The organism is Meiothermus taiwanensis WR-220, assembly GCF_003568585.1.
GTDB lineage: Bacteria > Deinococcota > Deinococci > Deinococcales > Thermaceae > Meiothermus > Meiothermus taiwanensis.
The window spans coordinates 1,846,452-1,863,560 of the sequence record NZ_CP021130.1 but is presented as its reverse complement, the minus strand read 5'-3'; the positions used below and the strand labels follow the sequence as shown (position 1 = coordinate 1,863,560).

The following is a 17,109-nucleotide window of genomic DNA, read 5'->3' as shown; positions in this document are numbered from 1 at the left end:
CGGTGCTCTCGTAGCCGAAGGGCAGGGGGTTGGCGCGGCGGGCTAGGTAGGGGGGTAGCCCGGTGGGTACTTGCGGGTTTGCTCGGCCACGGCCGACAGGGTGGTCCCCATCGCCTTGGCCTCCACCGCGCCCCCGGCCTCGCCGTCCACGAACAGCAGGTAGTCGGCCTCGCCGTGGGTCAGCGGGAACTCCCGCACCGCCACCCCCTAACGCCGCGCAGGGGTTGAAGCCGTTACGGTCTTGGACGGCCCAACCGCCTGCCACAAGTTGCTGGTCGATGCTCTGACGGGCCAGTTCCTCAGGAGTCATAAGGCATTCCACATTATGCTTATGCGGGAAATTCGGGCGGACCTCGGGTCGGCACCGGCGGGCCGCGCGGCTTGGCGCGGCTGACGGTCCCACGCTGGCGGAGCGCTGGAGCGCGTGCAGGTAGGCTCTCGGCTGCGTACCCGGCCAACAGGGCTTCTGCTCTATCGATAAGACTCCTTGTATACTTAACGTGGTATAAACGGGTGAGCCTTGGGGCCGCCACGCACGGTGGCCGTCGAGCACAGGGAGGTATCGATGAGTATCAACAACAACCGGAACCGGCGGACCTACTACCTCAACCAGGAGGTGCAGGTATGGCTCCTGGAGCGCATATTGGAGCTCCGCCGGCGGGGCATTACTGCTGACAACTCGGCCATCTTCCGCGCAATTGCCAATCACTTTTTGCAGATGCGTGACAGCGACCCGGACGCTTACCAGCGCCTGCTGGAACGCATCAAGCGCACCAAGCGCACCTCGCGCGAGAAAATCAGCTTCTACGTCAAAACCCCCCACGTCCTGCTGCCGCTGGACATCCGGCGCGACCTGCTGCTGATGGGCACGGATACGGAGCAGTCCACCATCGTGCAGGGCCTGTTCGACGCCATCGCCGAGCGCTTCGAGCAAGACGAGAAGTTCAGGGAAAGCTTCTTCCAGGCCGTGCTGGAGGAGATACCCGAGTTGGACGGGCGGGGGCGGCGGCAGCGCGTCACAGAACCCCTTCCCGAGGCCTAGCCGCGCTACAGCCTCGCGCCGGTCCTTGGGGTCTTCCCCACAGGAGCTGGCGCGGCTGTTCGGCAGCATGAGCGGGCGTCGGCCCGACGGAGCAAGGGAAAAGGCCAGCGTACCCGGCGCCCCCAGCGCCCTCAGTCGGCCCGGATGACTGGACAGTGCCGACGTGACATGACCCTTGCAGCAGGGTGCTCAATGACAGCCTCTCCCAGGCTGGGCTGGAACCGATAGAGAGTTGGTCCATGCGAACGCCCCGGCGCGGGGCCGGGGCGGGGGAAGGGTGGGTTCAGGCGGCGAGCCTACCTAGGAGCAGGCGCACGACCTCGCCGCGAGGGATGAGCCAGCGCTTGCTCTTGAACGGCAACTTCTGGATGTTGCCACACTGTATGGAGGCGTAGACCACTTTGCGGTCGAGGCCTAAGAACTCGGCCAGCTCGTCTACGGTGAAGGTGGTCTTGTCGGGGATGTGGCGGGCGATGTCCTGCACCACGGCCTGGGTCAGCGTTTTGGAGTCAATATGAAGGGATGGCGTCATATTGTTCATATGCTAAGTATACCGTGAGGCTAATATACTTGTAAATATGGAGTCAAAGCTTCGTCGCGATGAGGCTGGCGTGCTGTGAGTAGTCGGGTTAGGATAGAGCTGGAAATGGTTGGTAGCCAAAAGCCCGTAAGGCGAATCGGGTACCCCACTGGAGGCGGGGCCTCCCCCTTTTTGTTTTTGCCGCAGGAGCCACAAGTTTTGCTGCCGGTAGCTAATGGCTACCACGGTAGCCATTTGGTAGCCAATGGGCCGGAATCGGGGTCAAAATCCCGGAATCTGAAGGAATGGAGTCATGACTCCGATTATGAGAAAAGTTGCTCCAGTACGATGAATACCACATTTGGAGTCATAGGGCTAAAACTCCACCGCTCTTTTCGTAATCGAGCGGCCGTCGGTTCAAATCCGACCACCGGCTCCAGTCCAGGAGGCGAAAAACCCGAGGGTGCCAATCCTCGGGTTTGCCTTTTGGCTTCAGATTAGCCCCACAAATTGTTGCCTGATCCAAGGGGCCAGGTCGGTCAGCGAGTGCATGGCTGGAACCTTGCCTGCTAAGGCCCCATAGACGATAAGGGGCACCGGGTTGAGGGTGTGCTGGGTATGCCAGGGTTCCTCGGCGTTGCCGTGGTCGGCGGTAAGAAGCAGAGTGGCGGTGGGGTTGGCGTTCAGGAAGCCCTCGAGGAAGCGATCGAGCTCGAGCCAGCGTTCGTCGAGTTTTTCCGGCATACGATGGGCCGTGTAATCCAGGGCCCAGCATTCCAGAAAGGTCAGGTCATGTTGCTGGGCTATCTGGGCAAAGCGTGCGCCGGCGGCCTCGGGTTCGGGCCAGAAGGCCGGCAGGAGGGCCTGGGGGTGGTGGATGGGGAGGAGCTCGAGCCGGGCGGCCCTGGCCGCAAATCCAAAAGCCGAGAGCAGGTTGCGGCGGCTGGTCTGTACTTTTTCCAGGTATTCCGGGCGGTAGGCATTGGCGTGCAGCACCCGCAAACCCTGCTGGGTCGCCCAGACCTGCAGGCTATCCTGCTGCAGAAGGGTTTGCAGCTTGCTCAGGGGGTGCGGCCCCTGGTGGTATCCCAGCATCTGGGCGGCATTGAGCCCGGTCAGCAAGGTGGTCTGGCCGGTGCCCGACTGGGGCAGGCCCTCCACCCCCAGCCGGGCATCCAGCACACGGTAGGCCAGGTTGGGACGGTTGAAGGGCTCCTGGCTAAACCCGCCGCTCAAAGCCCTCAGCGTGGGCAGGTTCAGGCGCTGCAGGGCGCTGCGGGGGTCGTGGGAAAGCCCCAGCCCATCCACGAACAAGAACGCCAGCACGAGGGCATTCTCCGCCCACCCGCCAGAAAGGTCAAACCGCGCGCCAACTTGCGACCTGCGACACATCTAAACCCGAGGGGCTAATTGCATGATAGGGGTCGAAAGGAGCTTGTATGCCTGTACGTTCGGCCCATGCGGTTTGGAAAGGCACCTTAAAAGAAGGACAGGGGCACCTGAAGCTGGAGAGCGGGGTCTACGAGGGGCCTTACACCTGGGCTTCGCGCTTTGCCGAGGCCAGCGGCACCAACCCCGAGGAGCTCATTGGAGCAGCCCATGCCGGCTGTTTTGCCATGTTTTTATCGGCCCTCTTGACCAACAACAACACCCCCCCCGAGGAACTGCGCGCCACCGCCAGGGTGCACTTAGGGGAGGGGCCCACCATCAGCAAAATCGAGCTGCACCTCGAGGGCAGGGTACCCGGCCTTAGCCCGGAGAAGTTTCAGGAGCTGGCCCAGGAGGCCAAGGCCAAATGCCCAATCTCCAAGGCCCTGGCCGCAGTACCCGAGATCAGCCTGGAGGCCCGGTTGCTCGGGTAGGCCTGCCTATCTCATAGCCGATACCAAAGGCGGTAAAGCCGCTTGAGGGCCTTGAGCAGAGCGGTCGCGATGCGCCCGTACCAGCCCCTGGGCAGCCAGGCCGGGCCGGTGATGGGCATGAGGCGCTCAATGGCGATGGTCTGCGGCTCGGTAAAGCGGTAAAGCCCCTCCTGGCCGTGCCGCCGCCCCAGGCCCGAGGCCTTGAACCCCCCCATGGTCGCGTCCATTGAGGCCCAGGCCGCGGCGTAGCTTTCGTTGATGTTGACCGTGCCGGCCTGGATGCGCGAGGCCAGCGCACGGGCTTTGCGCAGGTTCCTGCTCCAGATGCTGGCGTTGAGGCCGTACTCGCTCTGGTTGATCTGGGCCAGCACTTGCTCGAGGTCGCTAAACTTGTACAGGCTGACCACAGGGCCGAAGGTCTCCTCGTGGTACACCCGCATCTCGGGGGTTACATCGGTCAGGATGGTGGGCTCGAAGAACAAAGGCCCCAGGTCGGGCCGGGGCCGGCCCCCGGTGAGCACCCTGGCCCCTTTTGCCACGGCGTCCTGCACGTGGGCCAGCACCGTATCGAACTGCCGCTGGACGGTCAGGCAGCCCATCTGCGAGCGGTGATCCAGGGTGGCCCCCAAACGCAGGCTCGAGGTTTTTTCCACAAAGCGCCGGGTGAAGGCCTCAAAGACCTTTTCGTGCACGTAGATGCGCTCGAGGGAGACACAAAGCTGCCCGGCGTTGGCAAAGGCGCCGCGCACAGCGCCCTCGGCGGCGGCCTCGAGGTTGGCGTCCTCCAGCACCAGCATGGGGTTTTTGCCGCCCAGTTCCAGGCTCACCCCAATCAGCCGTTCTCCGGCCTGGCGGGCCACCTTGCGCCCGGTGGGGGTGCTGCCGGTCAGGGCAATGAAATCCGCCGTAGCCACCAGGGCCTCGCCCACCTCGCTGCCCCCGGCCACAATCTGAAAAAGGCCGCGCGGCAGGCCGGCCTCCTCCATCAGGGCCTGAATCCAGAGGGCGGTAAAGGTGGTCTGGAGGTCGGGCTTGAGCACCACCGCGTTGCCCGCCATCAGCGCGGGAATGGGCTCGCTCACCGCCATTGCCAGCGGGTAGTTCCAGGGCGAGATGACCCCCACCACCCCGACCGGGTGGCGGTACTCCCAGGTCTGGGTCAGGCCCAGAAAAGTACCGCCCACGCGCCGGGGGCGCAGCCAGCCAGGGCTGCGGGTGGCGTAGTACTGGGCCACAATGGCCGCGTCCAGCAGTTCTTCCTGGGCATCGCGGCGGGCCTTGCCGGTCTCGTACTGGGTCAGGTCGAGGATCTCGGCCTGCCGCTGTAGCAGCAGATCGTGGAAGCGCAGCATGATGCGGGCTCGAGACCTGGCATCCATTCGGGCCCAGGCCGGCTGGGCCTGCCGGGCGCGCTCCACGGCCTGGCGCACGTCCTCGGGGCTGCACAACGGAATAACCCCCAGCACTTTTCCATCGAAAGGGGAGTGCAGGGTGTGCGGGGTGCCCTGACCCGACAAAAAGACGCGCCGGGCCAGTTTTTCCAGCAGCTCAGGGGTAAACTGAGGGGTCTCCCGTGGGGGATTGATCACCCGCAACCGCCCGGTTTCAATCATCTTAGAGTCCATGGTGGGTTGAAAAAACCCTCGAGTCAATACCCTTCCCAGGCTAGGTCGGCAAAGCATAAAAGCGCTTCCATGTCGACCAAATGGGGCTATTCCGGCCTCTGTGGACTTACAAAATGGGGCCTTGGAGTATATGCTAGGGGCGTTCAAAAAGGCACGTTGGTTGGGCCATCCCAAGCAACGCCCACGACGGAGGTCTGCAATGCATCGTTCTCCACCTGGCGCTCGAGGTTTTCTGATCGCTATTGGGCTGTTGGGCGGGGCCCTGATGGTAGCTGCGCTGGCGGGGCTCCTGCTGTTCTGGGCCCTGCAGGCGGCTTTCCCCAGGCCGGTAGAGGAGGGGTATCCGGGCTACCTGATCCTGATTTTTGGCACGCTTGTCCTGATTCCCATTCTGGTTGTACTGGGGCGCAGGGTGCCCTACCTGACCGACTGGTACTATCTGCTTCCGGCCATCACCTTCCTGCTGGCTTTCACCGTATTCCCCATCATCCTGACCATCTATTACGCCTTCACCGACTACACCGGCATCCGCAACGGCAAACCCGACCGCTCCACCGAAACCGTTGTTGTGCAGGTAGAGGGGCGGCAGTTACTCGTGGAGGGCAACGCCCACGACCTTTTGCGCTGCGATGAGCCCGACTGCGCCGGCCAGGCCCTGGAGATCACCACCCGCACCCAGCGCGCCCGCGTTCGGGCCGAGCAGGCCAGCGGCAACACCATCACCCTCACCGCGCCCCCACCCTTCGCCCCCACCCTGGTCTACAAGATCAACGAGTTCCGCTTCATCGGCTTCCGCAACTTTGTAGAGATTTTCAGCCGGGCCGGTACGGTGCTGCTTCCCATTCTGCTCTGGAACATCGTTTTTGCGGCAGGGGCGGTGGTGGTGGGGGCCATCCCCGGGCTCATCCTGGGGCTGATGCTCAACAACAAAAACCTGGCCTTGCGGGGTTTCTATCGCACGGCCCTGATTATCTCCTGGGCCATCCCGGTGGTCATCAGCGTGCAGATCTTCACGGCCATGCTCAACGTGCAGTTTGGCCCCATCAACCGCCTGCTGGGACTGCTGGGCGCTTACCCCATTCCCTGGCTCACCGATCCTGAGTGGTTCAAGGTATCGGCCCTGCTGATCAGCCTGTGGCTGGGCTTCCCGTACTGGATGACGGCCACCCTGGGCGCGCTCTCGACCATCCCGGATGATGTCTACGAAGCAGCCAAAATCGATGGGGCCAACGGCCTTCAAACCCTCACTGGCATCACCCTGCCCCTGCTGCGCCAGCCCTTTATTCCGCTTTTGCTGGGCTCTTTTGCCTACAACTTCAACAACTTCGGCCTGATCTACCTGATGGGCCCCCAGCCTGGGGTCGAGGGGCGGCCTTCCACCGCCCAGGCCGGCGACATCCTGATCACCTGGGCCTACAAAACCGCCTTCCAGGCCGATGGAGGGCAGGCGTATGGCCTGGGCGGGGCCATTTCAATCATAATTTTCTTCCTCACCGTGGCCATTAGCCTCATCAACTTCCGCTTCACCGGGGCTTTGCGGGAGGTACGCTGATGGCCGCCATTTTGCGTTACCTCGGCTGGGCCCTGTTTGGGCTGCTGGTGGCCTGGCTGCTCTTTGTCTACTTCCCCGGCCTGCTGGCCCGTATCCAGCCCAACATTCCCCCGGGCTTCGTCCGCATCGAGAACGGCTGGGTCTATGCCCTGGGCGGTCTTTTGCTGGCTGTGGGGCTGATTGTGCTGTACGCCTGGCTGGTCACCCTGCTGGTCAACCGGCGAACCCAGCGCAAGCGCAGTTTCTGGCCGCTGGTGGGGCAGGGGCTCACGCACCTGTTCATGTTTTTGGTGCTGGTCTTTGCCTACTACCCGGTGCTGCAGATTCTGGCCGCCTCCTTCGACCCCCGCAACACCCTCTACCGCATCCTGCCCCCCGCCAGCGACAACCTGCTGGTGCGGGCTCGAGTCATCCCCGATTTCTCACAGCTTAGCTGGGAAAACTACGCCAAGCTTTTTGATGGCTTCATTCTTTATCCCTATCAGGCTGTCTTGCTCGTGGCCGCGGCGCTGTGTTTGCTGCTGGTGCTGGTGCTGGCCGCCTACCGCCGCCTCATCGGCGATGCCGACAGCGACAGCAGTTTGGGTAAGCTGCAGGGGCGCAGCCTGACGGCCTTTGCCCTCCTGAGCTTCACCCTGGTGGTTTTCCTCTCCCCTGCACAGTTTACGGGCCAGGGCACCGAGGCCAAGTTTCTGCTCTGGGTGCGCAACACACTGTTTGTCTCGGGGATTACCGGTCTCCTGGCGGTGCTGCTCACGGCCACGGCGGGCTATGCCTTCGCCCGCTTCAACTTTCCGGGCCGCTACCCCATGCTGCTGGTCTTTATCTTCATCCAGATGTTCCCCGGTTTTTTGGGGCTGGTAGCCACCTATGTTCTGATCTCCAACCTGGGCCTCTTGAACACCTTTACTGGCCTGGTGCTGGCCTACTCGGGCGGGATCATCAGCTTTGGCACCTGGGTGTACAAGGGGTTTCTGGAGAGCATCTCCAAAAGCCTGGAGGAGGCGGCCCTGATTGACGGGGCCAGCAAGTGGCAGGTGTTTACCAAAATCCTGATGCCGCTTTCGGCCCCCATGTTCGTGTTTATCTTCCTGTTGCAGTTTGTGGGCACCTACTCGGAGTTCATTGTGGCCAACCTGTTCCTCACCGGTGTGGACTCCTGGACGGTGGGGATGGGCCTGCGCAACTTTACCACCGGGCAGTTCTCCACCCGCTGGGGGCTGTTCGCGGCGGCCTCGGTGCTGGGTTCGCTGCCCATCCTGCTGACCTTCTATGGCTTCCAGCGCTACTTTGTCTCGGGGTACACTGCAGGCTCGGTGAAGGAATGAGGCACTACCACGACTGGGAGCCTTTTTGCGTAGACCCCCTGAAGCCCGAGCTGGGGCAGGAGGTCACCCTGCGCCTGCGCACGCCTGCCCGGGCCGGGTTTCTGATCCTCGAGCGCTACGGCGAGGTGGAGCGGCGGCCCATGAAAGCTGTGCCGGGCGGGCTGGAGATCAGCCTCCCGCTTCACACCTCCCCTTTGCGCTACTGCTTTTTTCTGCCCGAGGAGAAAGCCTACCTTGCGGCGGATGGGCTGCGCGGCCCCATGCCCCGCTACGACAAGTTTTTTCACCTGCTGGCCCAGCCCACCGCGCCGGACTGGGCGGTGGGGGCGGTGTTTTATCAGATCTTTCCCGACCGCTTCCGCAACGGCAACCCCCACAACGACCCCCAGAGCGGCGAATGGGTGTATATGGGCCGGCCCATCGTGCGCAAAGAGTGGGACGAGCCCGTGAGCTACGGGCCGGGGGAGGGGCCTATCCAGCACTACGGGGGCGACCTCGAGGGCATCCTGGAGAAGCTCGACTACCTGCAGGCGCTGGGCATCGAGGCCCTCTACCTCAACCCCATCCTGCCCTCGGGCTCCAACCACCGCTACGACGCCAGTGACTACCACAACGTAGACCCCCACCTGGGGGGCAACGAGGCCTTCGAGAAGCTGGTCGAGGCCCTGCACCGGCGGGGTATGAAGCTGGTGCTGGATGGGGTTTTCAACCACATCGGCCACACCCACCCCGACTTCCAGAAAGCCCTGCAAGACCCCACCGCCCCCGAGGCCGGGCAGTTCACTTTTTACGCCGATGGTTCGTACGCGGCTTTCTACGGGGTCAAAACCCTGCCCAAGCTGGACTACGCCAACCCCCTCACGACAGAGCGCTGGATCGACGGCTACCACGCCCCGCTGCGGCACTGGCTTCGCAAAGGGGCCGATGGCTGGCGGCTGGATGTGGCCCACCAGATAGGCGAAGGGGGTACCGACCGGCGCAACGCAGAGATTTTGCGCCTGATCAAGCGCAACAGCGTGGAGGAGAACCCCGAGGCCTTTGTGTTTGGCGAGCTGTTCTTCGACACCCTGCCCACTCTGCGGGCCCACACCTTAGATGGCTCCATGCACTACGCCGGGTTTGCCAACCCGGTGATGGAGTGGTTATCGGGCCAAAACGTGTACGGCTGGGAGGTGGCGGTCTCGAGCCAGGCGGTGTGGGATACCCTGTGGGACCATTACACCGCCCTGCCGCTGCAGCTTCGTCAGAGCATGTATACCCTGATCAGCAGCCACGATATACCCCGGGCCTTGTGGCGGCTTCGGGGAGATGTAGAGCGATTCAAGCTGGCCTTGGGGATTCTCTTCACCTTTCCCGGTGCCCCGGGGATCTACTACGGCGATGAGATCGGGCTCGACCAGACCAACCCCTACCACGACTGGAACGGCGATCCCATGTGCCGGGGTACGTTCCCCTGGGATGAGCGCCGCTGGAACCAGGAGGTGCTGGCCTGGGTCAAAACCCTCATCCGGCTCAAAAAGAGCGTACCGGCCCTGCGACGGGGAGGGTTGCAGCCCTTGCAGGTCTCGGAAAAACTGCTGGCCTACAAGCGGCGCTACGAAGATGAAGAGGTCTGGGTGTATGCTGCCCTCGAGCCCACCCCGGTGCTGCTGCCCCCAGCAGAAAACCTGCTGACCGGCGAGACCCTGGAGGGCGCTACCTGGGTTTTGGGGCTGGGGGTATATCGCTTGTTGCAGTAAAAAATCCAGCCTTAGGGGGCGCTTTTTTGCGCTCGAGGCCGAATTTTGGGGCCGGTGAATCCAGCCCGGCCGAAGGGAGTGTTAAAACTTCAAACGAAAGAAGCCAGGCTTGTTGTGATGTCTGGTGCCAGGTGTACACTGGATTTATGCGGTGGTTAGGGGTGCTTGTGCTGCTGGTTGGGCTGGTGTCCTGCCAGTCTGCGACCCCCAAAGCCTGTGTGGTGATCCGGGCAGTGAGCCTGGAGGCAGGCTTTAAGGTGAACGATACCGATAGCCCGAATGTGACCATCCAGAAGGGGGACTGCATCGAGTTTGTGAATGCCGACCCCAGTTTGTCTCATACGGTGCAGACCAAGCCTTTTTCCAACCCGCCGGAGGAAATTCCCGCGCATAACCTGCCGTACGAGCCGTATAGCTTTAGAAAAGTGTTCAACATTGCGGGTGAGTACGAGTACATCTGCTCGCTGACCACGAACAACGTGGTGCATGCCAGAACCATGTATGGCAAGATCACTGTTCGGTAGCGGTGCAGCTTCAAAGGAGGGCTTTGTGCGCAAAATCGGCTTCTGGGTTTTGGTGTGGGTTGTGGCCGCGGTGCCCCTGGTGCAGGCGCGAGGCCCCTATCGCTTGCAGGCCATTGCGCAGTTTAATCTTGTGGCCGACAGCGGCGACGTGCGCACAGTTACCTGCCAGTACTGCCATGTGGGCCCCAACGGGGGTGCGCCCTGGAATGCCTTTGGCAACCAGGTGCGTGCGAACTTCAAAGGCAGCATCGGCGAGGCCCTGTACGAGGCGCTCAAGGCCATGAAAGACTCGGACGGGGATGGTTATATCGATGTGCTCGAGGTGTTTGCCGGCACCCTGCCTGGGGATCCTAGCAGCAAGCCCCTGGTAACAGCCCAGTTCCTTATGCAGAATCTGGAAAAAGCGGGTGGGGTGGATATCTATAAACCCAAGTAACCGAGCCTGTTGGTGAGGGTGAACCTTGTGTTCGCCCCGTTTTTCTTGCAGTATGAACCCATGACAGGTTTGCGTGGGAAAGTGGCTCTGGTTACCGGGGCTTCTTCTGGAATTGGCCTCGAGGTCGCTAAGCAACTGGTGGCTAGCGGTGTGGGGGTGGGGCTTTTTGCCCGAAGCCAGGCCAGGCTGGCCCGCCTGGCGGCGGAGCTGGGCAACAGCCTGGCCCTGCCGGGCGATGTGACCCGCTACGAAGACTTGGAGCGGGCTGTGCAGCAGCTCGAGGCCCATTTTGGTGGTCTGGACTTTCTGATCAACAACGCCGGAATAGGCATCTTCAAACCGGTGCACGAGCTGACCCCGGAGGAGTGGCAGCAGGTGTTGCAAACCAACCTAACCGGCCCTTTTTACGCCACCAAGGCCGCCGTACCGGCCATGCAGCGCCGTGGTGGGGGGTACATCATCAATATAGGCTCGCTGGCCGGGAAAAACGCCTTTGCTAACGGGGCTGCCTACAACGCCAGCAAGTTTGGTTTGCTGGGCTTTTCCGAGGCGGCTATGCTGGATTTGCGCTACTACGGTATTCGGGTGAGCAGCATTCTGCCCGGCTCGGTGGACACGCCTTTTGCGGGTAACAGCACCGGGGCCGCCTGGAAGATCCAGCCGCAGGATATCGCGCAGGCTGTGCTGTACCTGCTGCAAAGCGATCCCCGCATCATCCCCAGCCAGCTTGACCTGCGCCCGAGCCAGCCGCCCAAAAAATAAAACCCCTCTCCGGTAGGTTTTTGCGCTTGGAGCACAGAACCGGTAAGGCACCTAGCAGAAAATGCGTGGCTGAGCCTGCGATTGGCTTTGGAGTAATTCCGGGCCCTTTACTTGCAGATTGGATGTAGTAATATACCTCTGACGCAGAAGGTAGACTTCCAAAAATCGACGTTGTGGACAACGTGGAAGCGCTGCCATCGACTGTCGTCGGATCGGCTGGGGCACCTATTCTGGCCCGGCCCAAGGAGGAAGGCATGAGAAGAGTTATGTGGATTGGGGCTGTAGCGGCCTTAAGCCTCCTAGGCTCCGCTATGGCGCAGGGTAAGCTGACGGTCTGGACCCATTACGGCGGCCCTGAGCTGGCCTGGCTCAAGCAGACCGCGGCCAGCTTTGCCAAGAGCAGCGGCACCCAGGTCGAGGTGGTGGAGGTGCCTTTTGGTGATATCCAGAACAAGTTTATTCTGGGGGCGCCGCAGGGTCAGGCGGCCGACCTGGTGGTGAGCATCCCCCACGACTGGGTGGGGGCAATGGCCGCTGCGGGGGTGCTCGAGCCCATGGGCAAGTATGCCACCGGCAGCTACATTCAGAGCCTCTCGGATGTGGCGGTGGATGCCCTCACCTACCGCAACCAGCTTTTCGCGCTGCCCATGTTCGCCGAGTCGGTGGCCCTGATCTACAACAAAAAACTGGTCAAGGAAGCCCCCAAGACCTGGGACGAGTTCCTCAAAATCGCCCAGGAAAACACCAAGGGTAACTCCTTTGGCTTCCTCTACGACCTGGCCAACCCCTACTTCAACTATGGCTGGTTTACGGCCTACGGGGCCAGCGTATTTGGCCGCACGGCCCAGGGCCTGGATGCCAGCCAGACCCGTCTGGGTGGGGATGCCGGCAACCGCGCGGTAAGCTTCATCAAAGACCTGCGCTATCGCTACCGCCTGATTCCCGAAGGGGTGGACTACGGCGTGGCCGACAGCGCCTTCAAGGAAGGGGCCCTGGCTATGATTCTCAACGGCCCCTGGGCCATTGGCGATTACAAAAAAGCCAACATCGACTTTGGCATTGCCCCCATGCCCAACCCGCCCGGCGGTGGGCAGTGGCGCCCGTTTGTGGGTGTGCAGGGTGTGGCTATGAACGCCTACTCGCGCAACAAGACCGCAGCGGCCAACTTTGCCAAGCTGCTGGTGAGCCCCCAGAACCAGGTAGCCTTCAACAAGGCTGGTGGCCGTCTGCCGGTATCCAAGCAGGCTGTGCAGCAACTGCGCAACGACCCTGTGGTGGCGGGTTTTTCGGCGGTGATCGCCCTTGGCACCCCCATGCCCAACATCCCCGAGATGGGCAAGGTTTGGGGGCCCTGGGGCAACGCGCTTTCCCAGGCGGTGCAGAAGTCGGACACCAACGTGGCCCAGATTGTGAACGCTATGGTGGCCGAGATTAACCGCGGTCTTTCCGGCCGATAGACCTTGGCCCATGGAGCCCCCTTCCTGGAGGACGGGAAGGGGGCTGTGCTTTTGTATGAGAGAAAAGAATGTGCATCCCCCCATCGTAAAAAAGCACCCATGCGCTACCCTTGTCGTATAACGCTGTCTTCAGGAGACCGAGATGCGGCGTTTTTGGTTGCTTGCTCTGATCATTGGCGTGGGGGGCTGGCTGGCGGCTGTGATTCAGGCCCAGCCGTTGCAAGCGCCCCGCGTCCTCACCCCCGAGGCGCGAGCGGCCCTCGAGCGCGTCTACACCCAGGCCCTTCCGGCGGCAGTGCGCATCGAAACCGTGCCCGAAGGCACGGGCTCCGGCTTTTTTATCAGCGCCGATGGCCTGGTCATGACCGCCTACCACGTTATCGAGGGGGCCCGCAGTTTTCGGGTGATCAACTCCAAGAACCAATCGTTCTCCGCCGAGCTGGTGGGTTACGACGAGTTTCGTGATATCGCCATCCTGCGTGCCGGGGTAGAGGAGCCGATGCAGTTTTTGCCCCTCGAGACCGGCAGCGGCCCACGGGTGGGTGAGCCCTTGCTGGCTATTGGGAACTCGAGGGGCCAGTTTATCGCACCGCGCTATGGGATAGTTAACACCGTCGAGCGCGATATTTTCCCCTTTTTCAACTCCATCGCCATCTCCACCACCATCCCTTTAGCCCCCGGTGACTCGGGCGGCCCGGTGCTGAACCTTGCAGGGCGGGTGGTGGCGGTGGTGGTGGCGATCGGCCAGCCCAATGGGGTGTTCGAGAGCTACCTTTCCCCCTTGCAAGGCCTCGATGAGGTGATTGCCCAGCTGCGGGCCGGCCGTAAGCGCGATGTGCCCTACATCGGGGTGCAGCTTTTCCAGATTGACGACGAGACCGCCGCCGCCCTGCGCATTCCCAAGGAAGGGGTTTTAATCCAGGGCTTGCTGCGCGGTGGGGCTGCTGAGCAGGCGGGTTTGCGCGGCTTTGCCATTCGACGGGAGAACGGCCGGGAAGTCTACGAGTTTGATGTGATCCTCGAGGCCGATGGTCGCCCCTTCAACAATGTCACCGAGCTTCAGCGCTACATTCGCAGCAAAGAGGTGGGCGACACCATCGTCCTCACGGTGCGACGGGGACAGCAGATTCTTAAAGTTGAGCTACAGCTAACCCCAAACCCCACGCGGCGCGGTTAGGCCAGCGGGCCCCGGAACCCGGGTTCTTTGGACACTCTGACCATTGCTTCCCCCCAGGGTGAGGGCTACCATTGAGGTAATCAAAGACCTAAGGGAGGCTTGGCTATGGAACGCTCGACCAAGGAAGTCGTTCAGGAAAACCGCGACTACACCCTGTTTTCGTGGTCGGTACAGAGCACCGCCAACCCCATCCACATGACCCGCTCCAAGGGCGTATGGTTCTGGGACGGCGAGGGCAACAAGTGGCTGGACTTCAGCAGCCAGCTTATCAACATCAACGTGGGGCACCAGCACCCGCGTGTGCTCGAGGCCATCAAGAAGCAGGTGGACGAGCTGTGCTTTGCCGGCCCCAGCTTTGCCACCGAGCCTAGAGGCCGGCTGGGCAAAAAGCTGGCCGAGGTGACCGGGCTGGCCAAGTCGTTTTTCTGCCTGGGCGGGGCCGAGGCCAACGAAAACGCCATGAAAATAGCCCGCCTGTACACCGGCCGGGACAAGATCATCACCCGCTACCGCTCCTACCACGGGGCCACCATGGGGGCCATGACCGCCTCGGGCGACCCCCGGCGCTGGCCGGTGGAGCCGGGCATTCCGGGCATTGTGCGGGTTTTTGATCCCTACTGCTACCGCTGCCCCTTTGGCAAGACCCCGGATAGCTGCCAGCGGGAGTGTGTGAGCCACATTGAGGAGGTTATCCAGCTCGAGGGCCCCCACACCATCGCGGCCATTATGGTGGAGGGCATCACCGGCTCCAATGGGCTTTTGGTACCGCCCGACGACTACTACCCCAGGCTGCGGGCTTTGTGCGACAAGTATGGCATCCTGCTCATTACCGACGAGGTGATGAGCGGCTTTGGTCGCACCGGCAAGTGGCTCTCCACCCAGCACTACGGCATCAAGCCCGACATCGTGACCTGCGCCAAGGGCCTTACCAGCGGCTACATGCCGTTGGGGGCGGTGATTGTTTCCAAGCCCATCGCCGACTTCTTTGAGGATCACATGCTCTGGGGGGGTCTGACCTACTCCGGCCACCCGGTCTCGTGTGCGGCGGCCTTGGCCAACCTGGCGGTATACGAAGAAGAGAACCTGTTTGAAAACACCCTCGAGCAGGGCCGCTACCTGGGGGAGCGCCTCGAGGCCATGTGCAAAAAATACGCCTGCGTGGGGGATGTGCGCTATATCGGGCTGTTCAGCGTGCTCGAGCTGGTCAGGGACAAAACCACCAAAGAGCCCCTGGCGCCCTTCAACGGCACCTCCCCCGAGATGCAAAAACTGACGGGCTACCTCAAGTCCAAGCACATCTACGCCTTTAGCCGCTTCAACATGCTGTGGGTCTGCCCGCCGTTGGTGATCAACCGCGAGGAGCTGAAATACGGCCTGGATGTGATTGAAGAGGGCCTGGCCCTGGTGGATGAGGCCCTGGGCGTGGTCGGGGCGGCTGCCGACTAGCGCACAGTATCTCCTGGCCTGCCCCGGCTACCTTTCGCTGGGGCGGGTCAGCTATCGCCCTTACGGTCTGTTTTTTGCATAGAAGCGCTTCCATAATGTGTCGGTCAGGGTATAGACTGGCCTTGCTATGCAACTCCAACGCGCTTTTGGCATTTTGCTCCACCCCACCAGTTTTCCGGGCCGCTGGGGGATTGGGGCGTTGGGCCGTGCGGCCGAGCGGTTTTTGGACTGGCTGGCCGATGCGGGGGCCCGCTGGTGGCAGGTCTTGCCCCTGGGCCCTACCAGCTACGGCGACTCGCCCTACCAGTCTTTCTCGGCGTTTGCCGGCAATCCGTACCTGATTGACCCTGAGATGCTGATTGAAAAAGGCTGGCTGGAAAAAAGCGAAGAACCCCCGCAGTACAACGCCCGCAGCGTGGATTATGGCTGGCTTTACCAGACCCGCTGGCCCCTCTTGCGGCGGGCCTTTGCAGGGTTTCAAGCGGGGGCTTCTGCCCAGGATAAAGCGCAACTGGAAGCCTTTATCGAGGCCGAGCGCTTCTGGCTGGAAGACTACGCGCTCTTCATGGCCCTCAAGACCCGCTTTGGTGGCAAGCCCTGGAACGAGTGGAGCCCCGAGCTGCGCGACCGTGAGCCGGCAGCCCTGGCCAAGGCCCGCGAGGAGCTGGCCTACGAGGTGGCCCTGCACGAGTGGGTGCAGTGGCTGTTTTACACCGAGTGGGGCAAAACCAAAGCCTATGCCGAGTCCAGGGGGATTCAGATTATCGGCGATATGCCCATCTTCGTGGCCTTCGACTCTTCGGATGTCTGGGCCAACCCGCAGTACTTCTACCTCGAGGCCGACGGCAACCCCACGGTGGTGGCGGGCGTTCCGCCGGATTACTTCTCCGAAACCGGCCAGCTCTGGGGGAATCCGCTCTACCGCTGGGACGTGATGGAGCAGGAGAACTTCGCCTGGTGGATTGCCCGCATAAGGCAGTCGCTCAAGCAGTGCCACCTGGTGCGCATCGACCACTTCCGCGGGTTTGAAGCCTACTGGGAGGTTCCGTTTGGCCGGCCCAACGCTGTGGAGGGCCGCTGGGTCAAAGCGCCGGGTGAGAAGCTCTTTGCCGCGGTGCGGGCGCAGCTGGGCGATGCGCCCATCATCGCCGAAGACCTGGGGGTGATCACCCCCGAGGTGGAGGCTTTGCGCGACGGCTTCGGCTTCCCCGGCATGAAGATTTTGCAGTTTGCCTTTTCCGGCGACGACAACGCTTTTTTGCCCCACAACTACCCCGAGCACGGCAATGTGGTGGTGTACAGCGGAACCCACGACAACGACACCACCCTGGGGTGGTTCCGCACCGCGCCGGAGGCCGAGCGGGTCTTCATGCGGGCGTACCTGGCCCGCTATGGCATTCGTTGCTTATCGGAGTACGAGGTTGCGGGCGCCCTGATTGAGCTGGCCTTCAGGAGCCCGGCCAGGCTGGCTATCCTGCCTTTGCAGGACGTGCTGGGGCTGGGCCCCGAGGCCCGGATGAACTTCCCCGGGCGGCTGGGGGGCAACTGGGCGTGGCGCTACGCCGAAGGCGACCTCGAGCCCGGCTTAGCCGCGGGGCTGCGGGCCCTGGCCGAGGCCAGCCAGCGCGCTTGACCGCAG

The 17,109-nt window shown here is 62.4% G+C and carries 16 protein-coding genes; 12 read left to right on the top strand and 4 right to left on the bottom strand.

All coding sequences use genetic code 11. The features are described 5' to 3' along the window. Positions 1-42: 42 nt before the first annotated feature. Positions 43-198 carry a hypothetical protein gene (locus MTAI_RS15095; protein ID WP_157840904.1) on the bottom strand — a complete coding sequence of 52 codons (156 nt, stop codon included), beginning with the start codon at positions 196-198 and terminating at the stop codon, positions 43-45. A gap of 367 nt (positions 199-565) precedes the next feature. On the opposite strand from MTAI_RS15095, the gene MTAI_RS09225 reads away from it, so the two are divergent. Continuing rightward, positions 566-1,042: a hypothetical protein gene (locus MTAI_RS09225; protein WP_131455689.1), complete on the top strand. Its 477-nt coding sequence runs from the start codon at positions 566-568 to the stop codon at positions 1,040-1,042. A gap of 283 nt (positions 1,043-1,325) precedes the next feature. On the opposite strand, the gene MTAI_RS09220 is transcribed toward MTAI_RS09225, so the two are convergent. Continuing rightward, positions 1,326-1,583 carry a helix-turn-helix domain-containing protein gene (locus MTAI_RS09220; protein WP_043982836.1) on the bottom strand — a complete coding sequence of 86 codons (258 nt, stop codon included), beginning with the start codon at positions 1,581-1,583 and terminating at the stop codon, positions 1,326-1,328. Between the two features lie 471 nt (positions 1,584-2,054). Continuing rightward, positions 2,055-2,885 (bottom strand): metalloenzyme, encoded by an 831-nt coding sequence (locus MTAI_RS09215; protein ID WP_376738255.1) that lies wholly within the window; start codon positions 2,883-2,885, stop codon positions 2,055-2,057. A gap of 116 nt (positions 2,886-3,001) precedes the next feature. On the opposite strand from MTAI_RS09215, the gene MTAI_RS09210 reads away from it, so the two are divergent. Then, positions 3,002-3,424, top strand: coding sequence for an OsmC family protein (locus MTAI_RS09210; protein WP_027887797.1), 423 nt, complete (start codon positions 3,002-3,004; stop codon positions 3,422-3,424). A gap of 11 nt (positions 3,425-3,435) precedes the next feature. Here the strand turns inward: MTAI_RS09210 and MTAI_RS09205 are convergent, their stop codons facing one another. Beyond that, positions 3,436-5,037 carry a succinic semialdehyde dehydrogenase gene (locus tag MTAI_RS09205; protein ID WP_036196961.1) on the bottom strand — a complete coding sequence of 534 codons (1,602 nt, stop codon included), beginning with the start codon at positions 5,035-5,037 and terminating at the stop codon, positions 3,436-3,438. A gap of 211 nt (positions 5,038-5,248) precedes the next feature. Between MTAI_RS09205 and MTAI_RS09200 the strand changes: the two genes are divergently transcribed. The 10 genes from MTAI_RS09200 to malQ all read left to right on the top strand — a co-directional run bounded on the left by MTAI_RS09200 (position 5,249) and on the right by malQ (position 17,103). Continuing rightward, positions 5,249-6,601, top strand: coding sequence for an ABC transporter permease subunit (locus MTAI_RS09200; protein WP_027887795.1), 1,353 nt, complete (start codon positions 5,249-5,251; stop codon positions 6,599-6,601). Further along, a complete protein-coding gene (locus tag MTAI_RS09195) occupies positions 6,601-7,929 on the top strand; it encodes a sugar ABC transporter permease (RefSeq protein ID WP_027887794.1) in 1,329 nt (442 codons plus the stop codon). The genes MTAI_RS09200 and MTAI_RS09195 overlap by 1 nt, the downstream gene beginning before the upstream one ends. Beyond that, on the top strand, positions 7,926-9,668 hold the full coding sequence (locus MTAI_RS09190; protein WP_027887793.1) for a glycoside hydrolase family 13 protein: 1,743 nt from the start codon (positions 7,926-7,928) through the stop codon (positions 9,666-9,668). Before MTAI_RS09195 ends, MTAI_RS09190 begins: the two co-directional genes overlap by 4 nt. Before the next feature lie 146 nt (positions 9,669-9,814). Then, complete coding sequence (locus MTAI_RS09185) at positions 9,815-10,192, top strand: cupredoxin domain-containing protein (protein ID WP_024050063.1); 378 nt, start codon at positions 9,815-9,817, stop codon at positions 10,190-10,192. Between the two features lie 25 nt (positions 10,193-10,217). Continuing rightward, complete coding sequence (locus tag MTAI_RS09180) at positions 10,218-10,628, top strand: thrombospondin type 3 repeat-containing protein (protein ID WP_027887791.1); 411 nt, start codon at positions 10,218-10,220, stop codon at positions 10,626-10,628. Positions 10,629-10,688: 60 nt separating this feature from the next. Next, positions 10,689-11,390, top strand: a complete 702-nt coding sequence (locus MTAI_RS09175; protein ID WP_027887790.1) for an SDR family oxidoreductase — start codon at positions 10,689-10,691, stop codon at positions 11,388-11,390. 254 nt (positions 11,391-11,644) lie between these two features. After that, complete coding sequence (locus MTAI_RS09170) at positions 11,645-12,847, top strand: sugar ABC transporter substrate-binding protein (protein ID WP_043982834.1); 1,203 nt, start codon at positions 11,645-11,647, stop codon at positions 12,845-12,847. A gap of 142 nt (positions 12,848-12,989) precedes the next feature. Beyond that, positions 12,990-14,024, top strand: a complete 1,035-nt coding sequence (locus tag MTAI_RS09165) for a S1C family serine protease (RefSeq protein ID WP_027887788.1) — start codon at positions 12,990-12,992, stop codon at positions 14,022-14,024. Between the two features lie 105 nt (positions 14,025-14,129). Further along, positions 14,130-15,470, top strand: a complete 1,341-nt coding sequence (locus MTAI_RS09160) for an aminotransferase class III-fold pyridoxal phosphate-dependent enzyme (protein WP_027887787.1) — start codon at positions 14,130-14,132, stop codon at positions 15,468-15,470. A gap of 127 nt (positions 15,471-15,597) precedes the next feature. Next, a complete protein-coding gene (gene malQ / locus MTAI_RS09155) occupies positions 15,598-17,103 on the top strand; it encodes a 4-alpha-glucanotransferase (RefSeq protein ID WP_027887786.1) in 1,506 nt (501 codons plus the stop codon). The last annotated feature ends 6 nt before the right edge of the window (positions 17,104-17,109 follow it).

Bases quoted from the DNA above. Each gene is read 5' to 3' on its own strand.
- MTAI_RS09225 (WP_131455689.1), top strand. From the start codon at position 566: ATGAGTATCAACAACAACCGGAACCGGCGGACCTACTACCTCAACCAG.
- MTAI_RS09220 (WP_043982836.1), bottom strand. From the start codon at position 1,583: ATGAACAATATGACGCCATCCCTTCATATTGACTCCAAAACGCTGACC.
- MTAI_RS09210 (WP_027887797.1), top strand. From the start codon at position 3,002: ATGCCTGTACGTTCGGCCCATGCGGTTTGGAAAGGCACCTTAAAAGAA.
- MTAI_RS09205 (WP_036196961.1), bottom strand. From the start codon at position 5,037: ATGATTGAAACCGGGCGGTTGCGGGTGATCAATCCCCCACGGGAGACC.
- MTAI_RS09200 (WP_027887795.1), top strand. From the start codon at position 5,249: ATGCATCGTTCTCCACCTGGCGCTCGAGGTTTTCTGATCGCTATTGGG.
- MTAI_RS09195 (WP_027887794.1), top strand. From the start codon at position 6,601: ATGGCCGCCATTTTGCGTTACCTCGGCTGGGCCCTGTTTGGGCTGCTG.
- MTAI_RS09190 (WP_027887793.1), top strand. From the start codon at position 7,926: ATGAGGCACTACCACGACTGGGAGCCTTTTTGCGTAGACCCCCTGAAG.
- MTAI_RS09185 (WP_024050063.1), top strand. From the start codon at position 9,815: ATGCGGTGGTTAGGGGTGCTTGTGCTGCTGGTTGGGCTGGTGTCCTGC.
- MTAI_RS09175 (WP_027887790.1), top strand. From the start codon at position 10,689: ATGACAGGTTTGCGTGGGAAAGTGGCTCTGGTTACCGGGGCTTCTTCT.
- MTAI_RS09170 (WP_043982834.1), top strand. From the start codon at position 11,645: ATGAGAAGAGTTATGTGGATTGGGGCTGTAGCGGCCTTAAGCCTCCTA.
- MTAI_RS09165 (WP_027887788.1), top strand. From the start codon at position 12,990: ATGCGGCGTTTTTGGTTGCTTGCTCTGATCATTGGCGTGGGGGGCTGG.
- MTAI_RS09160 (WP_027887787.1), top strand. From the start codon at position 14,130: ATGGAACGCTCGACCAAGGAAGTCGTTCAGGAAAACCGCGACTACACC.
- malQ (WP_027887786.1), top strand. From the start codon at position 15,598: ATGCAACTCCAACGCGCTTTTGGCATTTTGCTCCACCCCACCAGTTTT.